The 14,085-nt window shown below is 54.6% G+C and carries 12 protein-coding genes and 1 pseudogene; 5 read left to right on the forward strand and 8 right to left on the reverse strand.

Going from position 1 to position 14,085, the window contains the following annotated elements:
* The first annotated feature begins 56 nt into the window (after positions 1-56).
* Positions 57-908 (forward strand): exonuclease domain-containing protein, encoded by an 852-nt coding sequence (locus ACA065_RS13470; RefSeq protein WP_048399771.1) that lies wholly within the window; start codon positions 57-59, stop codon positions 906-908.
* 61 nt (positions 909-969) lie between these two features.
* Here ACA065_RS13470 and ACA065_RS13475 read toward each other — a convergent pair whose 3' ends face one another.
* Complete coding sequence (locus tag ACA065_RS13475) at positions 970-1,203, reverse strand: helix-turn-helix domain-containing protein (RefSeq protein ID WP_048399769.1); 234 nt, start codon at positions 1,201-1,203, stop codon at positions 970-972.
* A gap of 649 nt (positions 1,204-1,852) precedes the next feature.
* Between ACA065_RS13475 and ACA065_RS13480 the strand changes: the two genes are divergently transcribed.
* Positions 1,853-2,665 (forward strand): TonB family protein, encoded by an 813-nt coding sequence (locus ACA065_RS13480; protein WP_497694928.1) that lies wholly within the window; start codon positions 1,853-1,855, stop codon positions 2,663-2,665.
* Between the two features lie 87 nt (positions 2,666-2,752).
* Here the strand turns inward: ACA065_RS13480 and ACA065_RS13485 are convergent, their stop codons facing one another.
* Together ACA065_RS13485 and ACA065_RS13490 are read right to left on the reverse strand one after the other, a co-directional pair.
* A complete protein-coding gene (locus ACA065_RS13485; protein WP_497694929.1) occupies positions 2,753-3,406 on the reverse strand; it encodes a hypothetical protein in 654 nt (217 codons plus the stop codon).
* Positions 3,407-3,580: 174 nt separating this feature from the next.
* Positions 3,581-5,188 carry a recombinase family protein gene (locus ACA065_RS13490; RefSeq protein ID WP_497694930.1) on the reverse strand — a complete coding sequence of 536 codons (1,608 nt, stop codon included), beginning with the start codon at positions 5,186-5,188 and terminating at the stop codon, positions 3,581-3,583.
* 200 nt (positions 5,189-5,388) lie between these two features.
* Between ACA065_RS13490 and ACA065_RS13495 the strand changes: the two are divergent.
* A pseudogene (locus ACA065_RS13495) lies at positions 5,389-5,883 on the forward strand (MiaE family protein); the annotation flags it as partial.
* Here the strand turns inward: ACA065_RS13495 and ACA065_RS13500 are convergent.
* Positions 5,839-7,038, reverse strand: a complete 1,200-nt coding sequence (locus ACA065_RS13500; RefSeq protein ID WP_497694931.1) for an MFS transporter — start codon at positions 7,036-7,038, stop codon at positions 5,839-5,841. The pseudogene ACA065_RS13495 and the gene ACA065_RS13500 sit on opposite strands and share 45 nt — an antisense overlap.
* A gap of 176 nt (positions 7,039-7,214) precedes the next feature.
* Positions 7,215-7,751 (reverse strand): RidA family protein, encoded by a 537-nt coding sequence (locus ACA065_RS13505; protein WP_497694932.1) that lies wholly within the window; start codon positions 7,749-7,751, stop codon positions 7,215-7,217.
* A 326-nt stretch (positions 7,752-8,077) separates the two neighbouring features.
* Here ACA065_RS13505 and ACA065_RS13510 point away from each other — a divergent pair, with 326 nt between their 5' ends.
* Entirely contained in the window at positions 8,078-8,785 is a 708-nt protein-coding gene (locus ACA065_RS13510) for a response regulator (RefSeq protein WP_497694933.1), read from the forward strand.
* Positions 8,786-10,063, forward strand: a complete 1,278-nt coding sequence (locus ACA065_RS13515; protein ID WP_497694934.1) for an ATP-binding protein — start codon at positions 8,786-8,788, stop codon at positions 10,061-10,063.
* 757 nt (positions 10,064-10,820) lie between these two features.
* On the opposite strand, the gene ACA065_RS13520 is transcribed toward ACA065_RS13515, so the two are convergent.
* The 3 genes from ACA065_RS13520 to ACA065_RS13530 all read right to left on the reverse strand — a co-directional run bounded on the left by ACA065_RS13520 (position 10,821) and on the right by ACA065_RS13530 (position 14,035).
* Positions 10,821-11,612: a MipA/OmpV family protein gene (locus ACA065_RS13520; protein ID WP_497694935.1), complete on the reverse strand. Its 792-nt coding sequence runs from the start codon at positions 11,610-11,612 to the stop codon at positions 10,821-10,823.
* A 16-nt stretch (positions 11,613-11,628) separates the two neighbouring features.
* Complete coding sequence (locus ACA065_RS13525; RefSeq protein WP_497694936.1) at positions 11,629-13,452, reverse strand: serine hydrolase domain-containing protein; 1,824 nt, start codon at positions 13,450-13,452, stop codon at positions 11,629-11,631.
* Positions 13,453-13,546: 94 nt separating this feature from the next.
* Entirely contained in the window at positions 13,547-14,035 is a 489-nt protein-coding gene (locus tag ACA065_RS13530; RefSeq protein WP_497694937.1) for a GFA family protein, read from the reverse strand.
* Between the last annotated feature and the right edge of the window lie 50 nt (positions 14,036-14,085).

The raw sequence follows: 14,085 nt of genomic DNA on the forward strand, positions 1-14,085 counted from the left end.
GCCGCTTAGCCTGGTCGAAGTAAATGGAGTTGATAATCGACGTTACGAGGTAGCAAATGGATTTCACAGTCATCGACGTTGAGACCGCAAACCCCAATCTTGCCAGCATCTGTCAGGTGGGAATTGCCGTATTTCGAGCAGGTCAATTGCACGAAACATGGAGTTCGTTTGTTAATCCGAACGATTACTTTCACCCGATGAACGTTTCTGTGCATGGAATTGACGAATCGATGGTCTCGTCAGCTCCATCTTGGTCCGACGTTTATGATCAGATTTTGCCTTTTGTGACGGGGCAAATCGTGGCTAGCCATATGCCGTTTGATCGCACAGCGACACTGCGAGCTTGTCAAAATGCGGACTTGCCCCATTTTGATTGTTCTTGGCTTGACACCGCGAAGGTTGCCCGCCGAGCATGGTCCGAGTTCTCCCGGTCGGGCTACGGATTGAAGAATCTTGCGTCCTTTTTTGAAATTCCTTTCGAGCATCATGATGCCCTAGAAGATGCGCGTGCTGCGGGGGAGATATTGCTTCGTGCAATCGCTCATACCGGGTCCACGGCTTCGGAGTGGTGCTCGCTCGTCAACATGCCGCTGTCTGCACTGAATGCAGTAGAAGGGCTATCGGTCAATCAAGACGGTGTCTTAGCAGGGAACGTCGTAGTGTTTACTGGAGCACTGTCCATCCCGCGCCAAGACGCGTCTGCCATGGCCGCAGAAGGTGGTTGCGAGATCGGCCTGGGAGTCACGAAGCAAACCACGCTACTGGTAGTTGGTGATCAAGACATCACCCGATTGGCCGGGAAAAATAAGAGCTCAAAACACCTCAAAGCCGAACAACTAATTTCAAAGGGGCAAAAAATTCGCATCTTGGGTGAAAGCGACTTTCAGGCGTTACTGCGGCCATCGTGATGGGGTAGTGATATTGATCGAGTTAGTAGTGCAAGCAGTCGATTGTGAGCAGCGATATGGACTAAGGGTGCTCGTCAAGCATGTTTTCCAAATCGGATATCAATACAGAGGGGGAGCACTTCAAGGCGTTTGCTAGCTTAAACAGTATCGCAATCGTAGGGTAGTGAATCCCCCGTTCTATCAGACTGACGTAGTTACGCTGTATATCAGCATCATGTGCAAGCTGTTCCTGGGTCAGTCCAGCTTCCTTGCGTTTTTGCCGCAGTACCTTTCCGAAAGCTAAGCCGATATCCACGTTTGCAGCCCCATCTCAAAGACGGGTCACTGTCGGTGATGGCTGTTCGCACGTCCTCACAGTATACTGTGAATATTGAGTGCAAATTCACAGTAACTGAGGTCGGTATGAAGCTATACGCATCTATTTTCATCGCAGCAATCAGCATGCCCTTGGCAAGCCTGATCGGTATCTGTTCGCTGGAGTTTGGATACGTCTCCAGCATCCGGCAGGCCCTTGGCGTGGGGGTAGTCGTTGCGGCTGTGACGCTTATCCTTTCGGTCATCCTGTTCATTTGCGGTATCCCATCGACACTGCGGCGCCTACGTGTTCAGCGAAGCGCCAGCAACTGATTCAGAAAGGGGCCGTAATGCGAAAAATATCAGCCAGTCATGAATCTACTGTGGTCAAAGTAAGATCGAAAAGCCTGTTGGCGGCAATCACGCTGAATACATTGCTTCCAGGGGCTGGCTACTTGTACATGAAACGTTGGGTCGCGGGTATTCTCGGTGGCGCGCTAGTCGTCGCAATCTTCATACGTAGCCCATGGGAGCACTTACTTCTGGTTTGGATGTTTGCTAATTTTATCATGATGATTGATATGTGCTTGTTGAAAGCACGAAACAACTCCTAGCACTAAAAAGGTACTTTTATGAGGTTTCCGTTGTTCATGTTTTTGTCAACTATGGCGTCTGTAACATATGCCGCCACAACTGACCCTACTGCATGGGGGCAATTCAATACGCGTATGCATGAAATGTTGGACACCACTGGGTGGCATTTTGATCAGGCGATGGATACGAAGCAAATTGCAAAGGAATATCAATCTAACCAAGCAAGAGCCCAGATTAAATTCAGTAAACCTGGTATATACCGTGGAAGGGTCAGTAAGGTCATGATGGATGACCAAGGGGCCTTCTTGGTTATTGATCAAGGGAAGAGTGCCGCCGCTACTGTGCATTTGGCTGGTTATCAGGCTTGGCCATGGAAAACATCTGGAAGCAAATCAGAAATTTTAGGAATTCAACCTTTCATTGAATTTGCCGCGAATTTTGATGCGGGACAAGAGTTGTTTTTCCAATGTCGGCGCGTCGAATTTGGTCTGGGAATATACTTGAGAAACTGCTTGGTTTTTCCGCCTGTCGTCGCGGCAACAAAGTTTGCTCCTGAATTAATTAATGAAATAGATATTGGCGCAGCTTTTGAGGATATGATCAAGGCAAGAGCCTCTGAAGGCTGGTCTAGGCCACCATCGTTACAGAGCGGGTTAGAGGTTGAATTGCAAATCGCGCTGAAAATGGACGGTGTGGTTGATTCGGTTGTTGTGACTAAGAGCAGTGGTGACACATTGTTTGACAAGTCTGCCGTAGCCGCATTGAAAAATATTGGTCGCTTGAGTGAGATGCAAGAAATGAAACCATCTGACGTCAATCGTTATAGGTTATTCACTATGAAATTAAAGCCAGCTGATTTGACACTTTGATTAACTGTGCGCCTTGGTCTTGATGCGGCTTCTGGCAGCCTGTGGGCCTCTTTGGGCTGCTTTGGTTTCCTGTCGCTAGCTGTCCAGCTAGAGGCCGACAAAAGCTCCTAGATCGCCTTCCAGGGGGTTTTCTGTAAGCGTGTGTTGTTTGGCAAGGCGTAAGTTTGGTTTGCCATTCTTGCGCCATTGTTTCAGTAATGACGTGACCTTTCTACTTCCACTCCACAGTTGGTGTCTATTTGGTTTCGATTTGATCTTGGCTAGATATGTCATCCACTTGAAAAAGCTGTCTAAGTCTTCCAGACTTTGTAAGTGGTGGCCGTATGCGTCATGATCCGGGCCGATTATGGAATAGTCCGCTAGTTTTCCTTCGTGTTTGAGTTTGGCATGTATATGTTGAAGGCTTGCTTTTTTATCTTTTTTGTCATTGAGAATGATGGCGTGATGATGATGTACCCCAGTTTCGTCATTTTCAGTAACGGTAACCCTCAATGGTAAATAGTTGGATTTTTTCCTGTAGTAGTTGTTGATGTTGGCGCTGTATTCGGCTGGGGACATTTTGTCTGTGAATCGTGTTCTGACGTGATAGCCTCTGGGGTGTCGTAGCGTTTCTGTCGCACCATATACCAGTACGTAAAGTGCTTGAATTATGTTTTCAAATGATGGGTATCCAGCATTGCATTTGATTGGTACTCCCATGTAATTGTCTTGGATGTACCGTTGCTTCGGTGAAGTGGTCATGTTTTCTAGCTTAGGCGTATGGCGTAGCTGATTCCTTTGATGGTTGTTGGTTTGACAATAGAGAATTAAATATCCTGTGTTTCGATATCGCGCTGGGCCAAGCCCGCCGCTGGTTTTAGGCGAAATGTGTGTTTGTAAGTCATCAATTTTCTGATCGGGTGGTGCTCTGTGCGGTCAGTTGCTGAAGGATGTATAAAAATCATACATCGCTTGTTCTTTGGGGGAGGTTTCAACTGGTGCTAACGTGTTAATGCCTTGTGAACGTTGTATAGCAAGCATGTTTTTGAAAAGCTCCAAGCGCTCTTTTGTTAATGTCCCTTCTCGGTTTGTTATGTGATGAATTTGGGCGGCAGTCGAAATTCGATATGCTTGTTTTTTTCTGTCATATCCTTCGTACGTGCATTTGCTAAACTCGTTGCCCTTGGTGCTTGCCTCAATGCGACCATTGGTGTAGCACTTTATATTGAATGCAGCGGATTGAAGTAAAGCATTTAGTCTCATCGGGTGGTCTGCAATCAGTTCGTATTGGTAATCCCATGCCATGTTGTATGTGGAGTTTTTTTCTGTGCTGTCATCTATAATGAAAATCTTATCGCGTTCCAGGTTTTTTCTTTCCTTTGTCAGTGCGGCAATTTGCACATCTATCTCTGGGACCTGCCCGTACTTCATCAGGGATGTCACAAGGGTTTGTATCTTTTCACTGATATTGCGTAACTGCCCTTCAATGACGATAAGTTTTTTCCTGCTTGTAGAAAGCTCCAGGTTTTTCATGGCCGTTTCAACAGCCAGTGTTGCAGTGTCGTTGCAGATGTGTAGCAAAATAGGCACTGGAAAAGATTTGTTGTTCTGGCACCTTAAGTCGCCGTAAGCACAACGAGTTGTACAGCGCATAGTGAATGGGCTGTGTTTGTTGATTTTTACCTGCATGTTTGCGCCGCATTCACCACATTTGATAAGCCCGGATAGGAAGTGTGTGCGTGCTGCTGTTGCAGGCTTGTACTCGTCTGAAAATCGCTGCTGCACTTGGTAGAATAGTTCTTCTGAAACAATGGGAGGGTAGATTTTCCATTCCTTCCAGTACCCGATTGCTATTCTGTTGGTAAGCCAACGTCTAATTGTGCTTGGGTTGATTTTTGCAAACGTTATATGCATGCTAATTAACCGTTTCAGGATTCTTCTTTCCCCGATTCCGGCTAGTGCATCCTCAAAGGCTCCTTTCATCGCCAGGGCGATTTCATCTTTTATTATTCCATTTGAATCAAGCCAGATTGGTGTCCTACGTTTTGGGATGATGCCATTTGCGGCAAGCTTTTCACGTGCCCTGTAACTTTTCTTGATTCGTTCTGACAGTGAGGCGCTGTACATATATGCCTGCTGTACCTTTCCGACTAAAGACCATATCTGCTCGGATTTTATGATTGGGCCATATGTACAGTTGTCTTGTAATGTTATTATTTGTACCTTTGCGCTGACGATCTGATTGATTAAGGAGATCATTTCCATTTCTTGCAATCTACCAATGCGGTCGATTGCTTCCACGAGTATTACATCACCTTCTTTTATTTCGCCTTGGTTTATGGCTTCCAGTAGTTGTCCGAAACCATGTTTTAGATGGTCACCTTTGGATGCTGATCGCCCTAGGTCTTCGAACTTTTTTGGGTATAACTTGTAGCTTGGATTGTTTTCAATCCATTCGGCTATTAGTTCTTGTTGTCTAGCTAAACTAGTGCCTTTTCCTTGTTTTGTACTCGAAAAACGAGCATAACCTACCGCATAGGGCATTATTGACCTTCGTTATATTAATTAAGTTTGGGTGCCGCCGATGTTCTGGTGCTAGGTATGCTGCACTGGCGGGGCTTTTCGTTCAGATGAATAATTTATAACATGCGAATATCACAGGATAAACATTGGCTGAAAATATAAGGGGCTGCTTTTGTGTCGGGTGGCATGCACAGGTTCGTAGCGGTAATGCAGATATTAGCGAATTCAAAGCCGCCAGCACCGCCCTGAGCCTGATCGCCAAGTACCACGCCCATGTTGACCTGATCAGCATGATGTCGCGCCTGGCCCGCGAAGAGCTGGTGCACCACGAGCAAGTCATGCGCCTGATCAAGAAGCGCAAAGTCGAACTGCGCCAACTGCACGCCGGCCGTTATGCGTCGGGTTTGCGCAAAGTGGTGCGCAGCCACGAGCCGGTCAAACTGGTGGATACGCTGGTGGTCGGGGCCTTTATCGAAGCGCGCAGTTGCGAGCGTTTCGAAGCACTGGTGCCGCATTTGGACGAAGAACTCGGCAAGTTCTATTTCGGCTTGCTCAAAAGCGAGGCCCGGCACTTCCAGGGTTACTTGAAACTGGCTTACCAGTACGGCGACGCCAAGGACATCGCCCAGGTGATCGAGCGGGTGAGGGCGGCCGAGCAGGAACTGATCGAATCACCCGACATCGAGTTCCGCTTTCACAGTGGCGTGCCAGCCTGAGGCCACCGCCACGCCGAGCAGCGCGGTGATACCCGCCAGCAGCAGGATCACCGTTTGCGTGCCCAGTGGCGCCGCCAATACCCCAACCAACAAACCCGCCAAGGGTTGGGACAGGTTGTTCAGCAAGGTAATCACGCCGACTGTTTTGCCGAAATCCTGCACTGGAATCACCCGCTGACGGGTGCTGCGCAGGTACACGTTGAACATCTTGTCGAAGCCGGTGACCAGCAGGAAACCGACCGTGTAGGCCCATATGCCGGGGCTGATGGCGGTGATCAACGCGCCCACGCCAATCATCGAATACGACAGCCCACCCATCACTTTCAATGGCAGTGTGGCGCGCGCCAGGTAAAACAGAATTCCAATCGTCACCACGGCGCCCACCGCTTGCAGCAAGGCATAGGCATCTTTGCCCGCTGCAAATTGGCCTGTGACCATCGCCGCCGAGGTGGCCAGCGTCACCCCGATAATCAGATTCACGCCGACCGCCAAGGTGATGATTCGCTTCAATTCCACCAAGTTGCGGATATGCCCGAAGGCGATGCGCAGTGGTTGCAGCCAGAGATCCTGATGCTGATCAAAACGTTCAAGGGTTACCGTGGTGTTGCGCTGCCACACCCACATCGCCAAGTCCGCCAGCACAAATAGCCCGGCAATCCCGATGACTACCCAATGCCAGGCCCAGACTTCCAGCATCAGCGCCGCTACCAGCGGCCCCAGCACCAGGCCGCTCTGGTCGGCAATTTGCGAGTAGGACAAGGTTTTGGCATAGGTGTAATGCTTGAAGATATGCGGCATCACGACTTCCCGCGCCATGATGCCCTGGGTCGTCAACACGCCGCACAGCGCCGACAGGATCACCAGCCAATAGATACCGTCGAACGCTCCGTACAGCACCACCGCCACTACACAGGCCAGCGCTCGGTACACCTGGCTGATGTGCAGAATACGCACCGGCGAAAACTTGTCGCACAATGCACCGCACACCGGGAAGGCGAGGTAACGCGGCAGTGACTCGACAAAAAACGCCAGCCCCGCCCATGACACGCTGTTGGTGGTCTGGAACACCACCAGTGGCACGATAAACAGCAGGATCTGGTCCGCCAGCCGCGACAGGAACAGTGAAGTAAAAAAAGCCAGGTAGTCCTTACGCATGCTGCTCCCGTTTCAGTGAATCAACGCGACAACTGAAAGCGGTTCAATGCCTTCCTTGATTTCCATGGGTCATCTGCGCCAGCGCGCGAATCGCAAGTTGCGAGTGTAACGTGAACAGCGTTTTTTGCGAGTAGAACGGCTTTTTAAGTTCGGCACCGGGCGAGTCGGTTACCACCCTACCTTGCACTTGACGGCTGAGCAGGCACTACGACGACAGCGTCTATTTCTACCAGCAACTCTTTGCGAATAAATTGCGATACTTCAACCAGCGTGCTGGCGGGCGGATTTTTCTGATTGATATATTTATCGCGCACTGTTCGGAATGCACTTAGCTGGCTCACATCGGTGACATAAACCCCCAGCTTGACCACATCATTAAAGGTCGCGCCACTCGCCTCCAATGCAACTTTCAGATTGGCAAACACCTGTTCAGTTTGAGCGGTGAAATCACCTGGGCCAACAAGTTGTCCATTTTTGTCGAAGGCAATTTGCCCGGAAATATACAGTGTGCGCCCCACAGGGGCTTCTACGACATGCGTGTAGCCGGTGGGGGTGGAAAGACCGGCCGGGTTGATAAACCTGGCCTTGTCAGGGGCGGCACCGGGCACGGAGCCGTTACTGCATCCGGCTAAGACACTGACAAGCACGGCGAGGGTTGAAACGTTACGCAGGGGTTTTCCAGGGTTACTTTTCTGTGATCGAACAAGGCGCATAGTGAGTGACTCTTGTATGAATGAAATCAAACTATGCCGCAGTGTAGTTCATGAATGGTTTGATGATTTATTACATGATAATTCGCAGTTGGCCCGTTGCTATAGCGCTGCGACAATGGATCGGATTGAGCGGCGAGGAGGGCGGCTGCACGCGCCGTCAAGCAAGTTAAAAAGTACGCGGTAAATGTAAAAAACTTTTAAAAACATGAAGTTTCTGCAAAAAACCACCAGGAACGTCGGAATTCTCCTCTTGCACAGTACCTCTTGCGACCCGCTCGCCATCTATAATACCGGCACTTCAATTCGCGCTCTTACACTGAGAATTTATGGAAAACCTGGGTCTGGGCAAGGTCCTGCTCGTTGAGGACGATGAGAAGCTGGCAGGGCTGATCGCGCACTTTCTGTCGCAACACGGTTTCGAGGTGCGCGTGGTGCATCGGGGTGATGAAGCCCTGGCGGCGTTCCTCGACTTCAAGCCGAAGATTGTTGTACTCGACCTGATGTTGCCGGGCCAGAGCGGCCTGCACGTGTGCCGCGAAATTCGTAATGTGTCTGACACGCCTATTGTGATTCTGACGGCCAAGGAAGACGACCTGGACCACATCCTCGGCCTGGAGTCGGGTGCCGATGACTACGTGATCAAACCGATCAAACCGCCGGTATTGCTCGCACGGCTGCGCGCCCTGCAACGTCGCCAAGTGCCCGAGCCCAGCGTTCGCGGCTCGTTGGAGTTCGGCCGGCTGTCGATTGATCGCAGTTGCCGGGTGGTCAGACTGGGTGATGAAAGGATCGACCTCACCACCATGGAATTCGAGTTGCTGTGGCTGCTGGCCAGCAGTTCGGGGAAGATCCTCTCCCGCGACGACATTCTTAATAGCATGCGCGGTATCGCCTTTGACGGCCTTAACCGCAGCGTCGACGTTTACATCAGCAAACTGCGCGGCAAGCTCAATGACAACCCGCGTGAGCCGGTGTGCATCAAGACCATCTGGGGCAAGGGCTACCTGTTCAACCCGTTCGCGTGGGAGGTTTAGATGCTGCGCCTGTTTCTGCGTCTGTATGTGATCCTGGCACTTGGCCTGGCAGGGGCCATCTGGCTGGTCAACTACACCTTCGACGAGTTATTGCCCGAAGCCAACGAAGTCTATAACCGCGAAGCCCTGCGCGGCCCGGCCTATGGCCTGGTGGAGCAACTGCGGCCCGTCCAGGGGGCCGCCCGCGACGCGCGTCTGGCCGAGCTTCAACCGCATTACGGTTTACGCCTCAAGTTGGTGCCGCGTGATGCGTTGGCGCTGAACGAACGCGAACAAAAACTGCTGGCTGACGGCCAACTGGTCGTGCGCGGGGACTTTATGGAGTTCCTGAGCCCGATTGATGGTGGCCCGCAATTGCTGCAAATCAAACTGCCGGAAGAGCCCAAATGGTTGTACCTGTGGGCCTACGGTTTCCTCGGCGTGAGCCTGGCCATCGTGCTGTATTTCTGGGTGCGCCCACACTGGCGCGACCTGGAGCATATTCGCCTGGCCGCGCAACGCTTTGGCGATAACGACTTGGCGTCGCGCATCCTGCTGCCGCGCCGCTCCACCGTGCGCGAACTTGCCGGGCACTTCAACCAGATGGCCGAGCGTATCGAAAGCCTGATCGCCAACCAGCGTGAACTGACCAACGCCGTGTCCCACGAATTGCGCACGCCGATTGCGCGCTTGTCGTTCGAACTGGACCAACTCAAGCAACAACCCGACCCGCGCCAGAGCCGCGAACTGATCGCCGACATGTACGCCGACCTGGGCGAGCTGGAAGAAATGGTCTCTGAACTACTGACCTACGCCAGCCTGGAGCGCGGTGCTACCCAGGTCACTCGGGAGAACATCGAGGCGCACAGTTGGCTCGACAGCGTGATTGGCAGCGTGGCCCTGGAGGCTGAGGCGGCGGGGGTGCAGTTGTCTCTGCGCACCTGTGAGGTCGATTTTATCCAGATCGAGCCGCGCTTCATGGCCCGTGCGGTGATCAACCTGCTGCGCAATGCCATTCGCTACGCCGAGCGCCGTGTGGAAGTGTCGCTGGTCAAATTCGGCAGCGGTTACGAAGTGCGGGTCAATGACGATGGCCCTGGCGTGCCGATGGAGGGCCGAGCGAAGATCTTCGAACCCTTCCTGCGCCTGGACACCAGTCGCGACCGCCGTACCGGCGGCTTCGGCCTGGGCCTGGCGTTGGTCAAGCGGGTCAGCCAATGGCATGGCGGGCAGGTGCAAGTGCTTGATTCGGAGTGGGGCGGGGCGTCGTTCAGAATGACCTGGGCGTATGCCGATTAGGCCTGACTTTAGCAAGGGGCCAGCGTGGTAACTGATTCAGGGTGGGAGCTGGCTTGCCTGCGATGCGCCCAGGTATCTACACATGTTTTTTTTACGGGTTGAGTGCTGTGATTGGCGGGGGGGCGCTGAGTACATATCCGTTGTTTGGGTGATGGCTTGTATTGGTTCCGCTCTTACAGCGGGTCACTTTTGAAAAGAGCCCAAAAGTAACCAAAAGGCTCTTGCCCCACCACTCGGCACCTCGCCTCCGGCTCGGTGTGCCCTCACGCAGGCTTTGGAGCGGGGGCCGCCGCGATGGGCCATCCTTGGCCCAGCGCGGCTAAACCGGCGTCCTGCCGGTTTACCCCCGCTCCAAAGCCTGCGTTCGGCCAGCGTGGTTTAACGGGGCGCCTAAGATCAAAATCAAGATCAAAATCTACAGCACGGCGGCCTAGTAGCCGACCTGAGTGGTTGAATCAAAAGCAAAGCCTGGGCGGCCTGACAGCCGACCTGATAGTGGACGCCAAACTCAATCAAATGTGGGAGCTGGCTTGCCTGCGAAGGCATCGACTCGGTGTGCCTGATGTACCGAGGTGTCTGCATCGCAGGCAAGCCAGCTCCCACAGAAAAGCAAAGCACAGAAGTCTGACGGCCGAACTCGGTTAAATTGTGGGAGCGGGCTTGCTCGCGAATGCGGTCTGTCAGTTAAAAATGTACTGACTGATCCACCGCTTTCGCGAGCAAGCCCGCTCCCACATTGCCCGATTGGGTTATCAAGTTAGAAACTGTATTCCAGCACACCCATCACAGACGTCTGCAACCGCCGCTCAACAATGGGGCTCTTGCCTGCCTCATCCGCCAGATACTGCACATCCAGCAAGGTCGAGAACTGGGTGTGCTCGCTGATCGGCACGCTCCACACCAAATTCATGCCGTTGCTGATATTGCCCGCACCGGCCTTGTAGGCCTTGAAGCGACTTTGCGCGGCCTGGCCGGTGGTGACGCCGTACCAGGTCTGCAGGTATTGGCGGTCGCCGAAGTGGCTGCTGAGGCTGGCATCCACGGAGCCAAAGCGGCCTTCATACAGATTGGTGCCCAGGCTCAGTTCCAGGTGGGTGTAGGCCTTGCCAGTGTCCTTGTGGTCATCTTCCTTGAGTGCATGTTCCAGGGTGGCACCGACGATCACGCCGCCCAAGTTATAGGCGGCACTGACGCCCAGTTGCGGGCGTGACTTGATCTCGCCCATGCCTTTGAGGCGTTTGGAACCGGCATGCAGGCTTTGGTTTTTATCCTTGCGTGAACTGCTGGCGCCGACGTAGGCGCTGAAGCTCAGGGCGTTGCCTTCGTAACCCCAGCCCAGGCCCTTGTCGGTGTCGAGAAAAATCCCCCAAGGGCTGACGACTTTGCCGCCCAGCAGCGGCGCAGTCATACGCTCGTCGCTGCCGCTGTAGCGGGGCGCGTTGGCCACGCCGGCCTTGAGGCTGTATTGCCAGTCTTCGGCAATCGCGGTGTCCGCAGCTGCGAGCAGGCACAGCGAGGTGAACGACAGGCAGAGGTTTTTTGAGCGCATCAGGGTTTCGTCCGTGTTAGAAATTCAGGCGGTTGTGGGGGGAGTTCGTGCGTTTGAAGGAGTAGCCCGAAGCGCTGAGGCCGTTAACCTGGCGGCTCACGGTGTCGCCCAGGCCGTAGCCGTTGCCGGCCAGCACCGCGTGGGCGTTGTCGACCGGAAGCAGGATGTAGTCGGTCAGCGGCTCGTCGTGCAATTGGCCGCGAATCACCAGGAAACCTTCTTCCAGGCGCACGCTGATGCCACTTAACGGCGCGTCGGGCTCGTGGGTATTGAGGACTTGGTAAGTACCGATGGTGTCGGCCCACGCCAGGGGCAGCGGCGGCGGATCAATGCGCTCGCCAATAGCGATGCGCTGGCCGTGGCTGCGGGCAGTGAGCATCTGGCGGCCCTGTACCGTGACCACGTCGAGTTGCACGCGGCCGAGGTCACCGAGGTCTTTGAGCCAAAAACCGAGGACCTTCTTCTGCGCCCGCAGCCAGCCGGTTTCGTCGCGCAACAACTCGAAGTCGAACCCGGCCAACTCGCCGGCCAGCCGGTTGTTATCGTCCTTGATACGGAATACGCCCCAGGCCGTCGCGTAAAACCCGGCCAGGCGTTTGCGGTCAACAGCGGCCGGCACGTGGCGCAACTTGAGCCCATGGCTGGGGGCCTGGCAGTCGTCGGCGCAGATTGCATCGCCGGTTTGCGCCTGCAGCATCAGGCGCAGGGCGCTGGTGGCGAGGCTGGCGACCAGTTCTTCGGCGTTGCTGTCATTGGCCATGATGATCACCGCCAGTTGCTGGTCCGGCAGCAGGGTCAACTGCGCGGCAAAGTCATCGCCACCGCCGCTGTGCTGGTAGGTGCGCACACCGGGGGCGACCGGCTCATCGCCGCACGGTGCGAGGAACCAGCCCAGGCCCATCTGGCAATCGAAATCCAGCGCATTGCCAGTGTTTTGCTGGGTGAACATGGCGTCAATCGACGCGCTGGCCAGCACGCGGCTGCGTTTGTAGACGCCATGGGCGAACAGCATCTGCACGTAGTGGCTCAAGTCTTTCGGGCTGGCCCACAACCCTCCTGCAGCAAGGTCGCGCACTTGGGCGTCGGTACTTGCAACGCCGTCCTCGTAGCCCAAGGCGCGAAAGCTCAGCTGCGTGCCGGTGCCCAGAAAGCTCGACTGGCTCATCTCCAGCGGCTTGAGCAGACGGGTCTGCATCTGCGCTTCAAAGCTTTTATTGCTGACCCGCTCAATGGCCGCGCCCACCAGCGAATAACCCAGGTTGGAGTACGCCACCTGCGAGCCGGGTAGGCTGCTCAGCCAGACGCCGGACACACGCATCGGCATTTGGCCCATGGCGAAGGTGCTGCGCAGGTCGCGCAGGTGTTCACTGGGCAAGCCAGACTGATGGCTGAGCAAGCGGCGCAGGGTGATATCGCGGTCGGCGGCGCCTTGGTCGGTGTGAAAGCGCGAGCGCACATAGAACTCGCGCAGGGCCTGCTGGATCGGCGCATCCAGGGCCAGGCGCTGCTGCTCGACCAGCTGCAACGCGGCCGTGGCGGTGAGCAGTTTGGAGATGCCGCCGGCACGAAACGCCGTGTTCGGCGTGACCGGCACGCCCTGGGCCTTGTCGGCCATGCCGAAACCGCGCGCCCAAATCAGCTCCTGGCCATTGACCAGCGCAATCGACAGCCCTGGCACATTTTCGCGGGCCATGTCCCGCGGAATACGCGCTTGCAGGTAACGAATGATCGCGCCGTAATCACCCTTGGGAATCGGCGGCGGGGCAGGCGGTTGCCCATGGCAACCGAGCGTGCCCAGCAGGCAACCCAATAGCGCAATACCGCGCAATGTGCGAAACATGAAGAGCACCCGGATGGTGATTTGGATGCTCGAATGCTAGGGCGGCGATGGCCAACAATCTTTGAGAGCTTTGTCGGGAAACTGTCAAAGACTGTTAACGCGCAAGCCCTAAGCGTTCATGCCACTGGGCGATGGACTCTTCGGGGTATTCGTCGAACTGCAGGTCGCCCTTGCGCACGCTGACCTCCACCCACGGCGCCTTCGAACCGAGCATCAGGTGTGTGTGTTCCGGCGGCACCGGCAACGGCGTGTCGATGACCGAGGCAAACGGGTGGATCAGCTCCGGCCACTCCGGGCTGAACAGCCACAGGGCGCTGCCGCACTGCGAGCAAAAATGCCGTTCGGCGCTGCTCGCGTGCGCGCGGCTGTCGCCCTCGGGCTTGAGCCGGGCGTGGTAGATCGAGATCTGCCTGCGCCCTTGTACCTTCAGGCTTTGCGTATCACCGGCAAGGTTGATCGCATAACCACCGCCGCCTTGGGTTTTGCGGCAGATCGAGCAGTAGCAACGCTGGTAGGGATAGGGATGCTGGCTGTTCAGGCTGAATGTCACGGCGCCGCAATGGCAGGATCCTTCGAGTTGCATGGGGTGACTCCTCAAGGCAGTTTGTAACAACACTTTGCTAATACCTTAGC

The sequence above is a fragment of the Pseudomonas sp. LBUM1640 genome (assembly GCF_059716225.1).

Bases quoted from the DNA above. Each gene is read 5' to 3' on its own strand.
- ACA065_RS13470 (WP_048399771.1), top strand. From the start codon at position 57: ATGGATTTCACAGTCATCGACGTTGAGACCGCAAACCCCAATCTTGCC.
- ACA065_RS13480 (WP_497694928.1), top strand. From the start codon at position 1,853: ATGTTTTTGTCAACTATGGCGTCTGTAACATATGCCGCCACAACTGAC.
- ACA065_RS13485 (WP_497694929.1), bottom strand. From the start codon at position 3,406: ATGACCACTTCACCGAAGCAACGGTACATCCAAGACAATTACATGGGA.
- ACA065_RS13490 (WP_497694930.1), bottom strand. From the start codon at position 5,188: ATGCCCTATGCGGTAGGTTATGCTCGTTTTTCGAGTACAAAACAAGGA.
- ACA065_RS13500 (WP_497694931.1), bottom strand. From the start codon at position 7,038: ATGCGTAAGGACTACCTGGCTTTTTTTACTTCACTGTTCCTGTCGCGG.
- ACA065_RS13505 (WP_497694932.1), bottom strand. From the start codon at position 7,751: ATGCGCCTTGTTCGATCACAGAAAAGTAACCCTGGAAAACCCCTGCGT.
- ACA065_RS13510 (WP_497694933.1), top strand. From the start codon at position 8,078: ATGGAAAACCTGGGTCTGGGCAAGGTCCTGCTCGTTGAGGACGATGAG.
- ACA065_RS13515 (WP_497694934.1), top strand. From the start codon at position 8,786: ATGCTGCGCCTGTTTCTGCGTCTGTATGTGATCCTGGCACTTGGCCTG.
- ACA065_RS13520 (WP_497694935.1), bottom strand. From the start codon at position 11,612: ATGCGCTCAAAAAACCTCTGCCTGTCGTTCACCTCGCTGTGCCTGCTC.
- ACA065_RS13525 (WP_497694936.1), bottom strand. From the start codon at position 13,452: ATGTTTCGCACATTGCGCGGTATTGCGCTATTGGGTTGCCTGCTGGGC.
- ACA065_RS13530 (WP_497694937.1), bottom strand. From the start codon at position 14,035: ATGCAACTCGAAGGATCCTGCCATTGCGGCGCCGTGACATTCAGCCTG.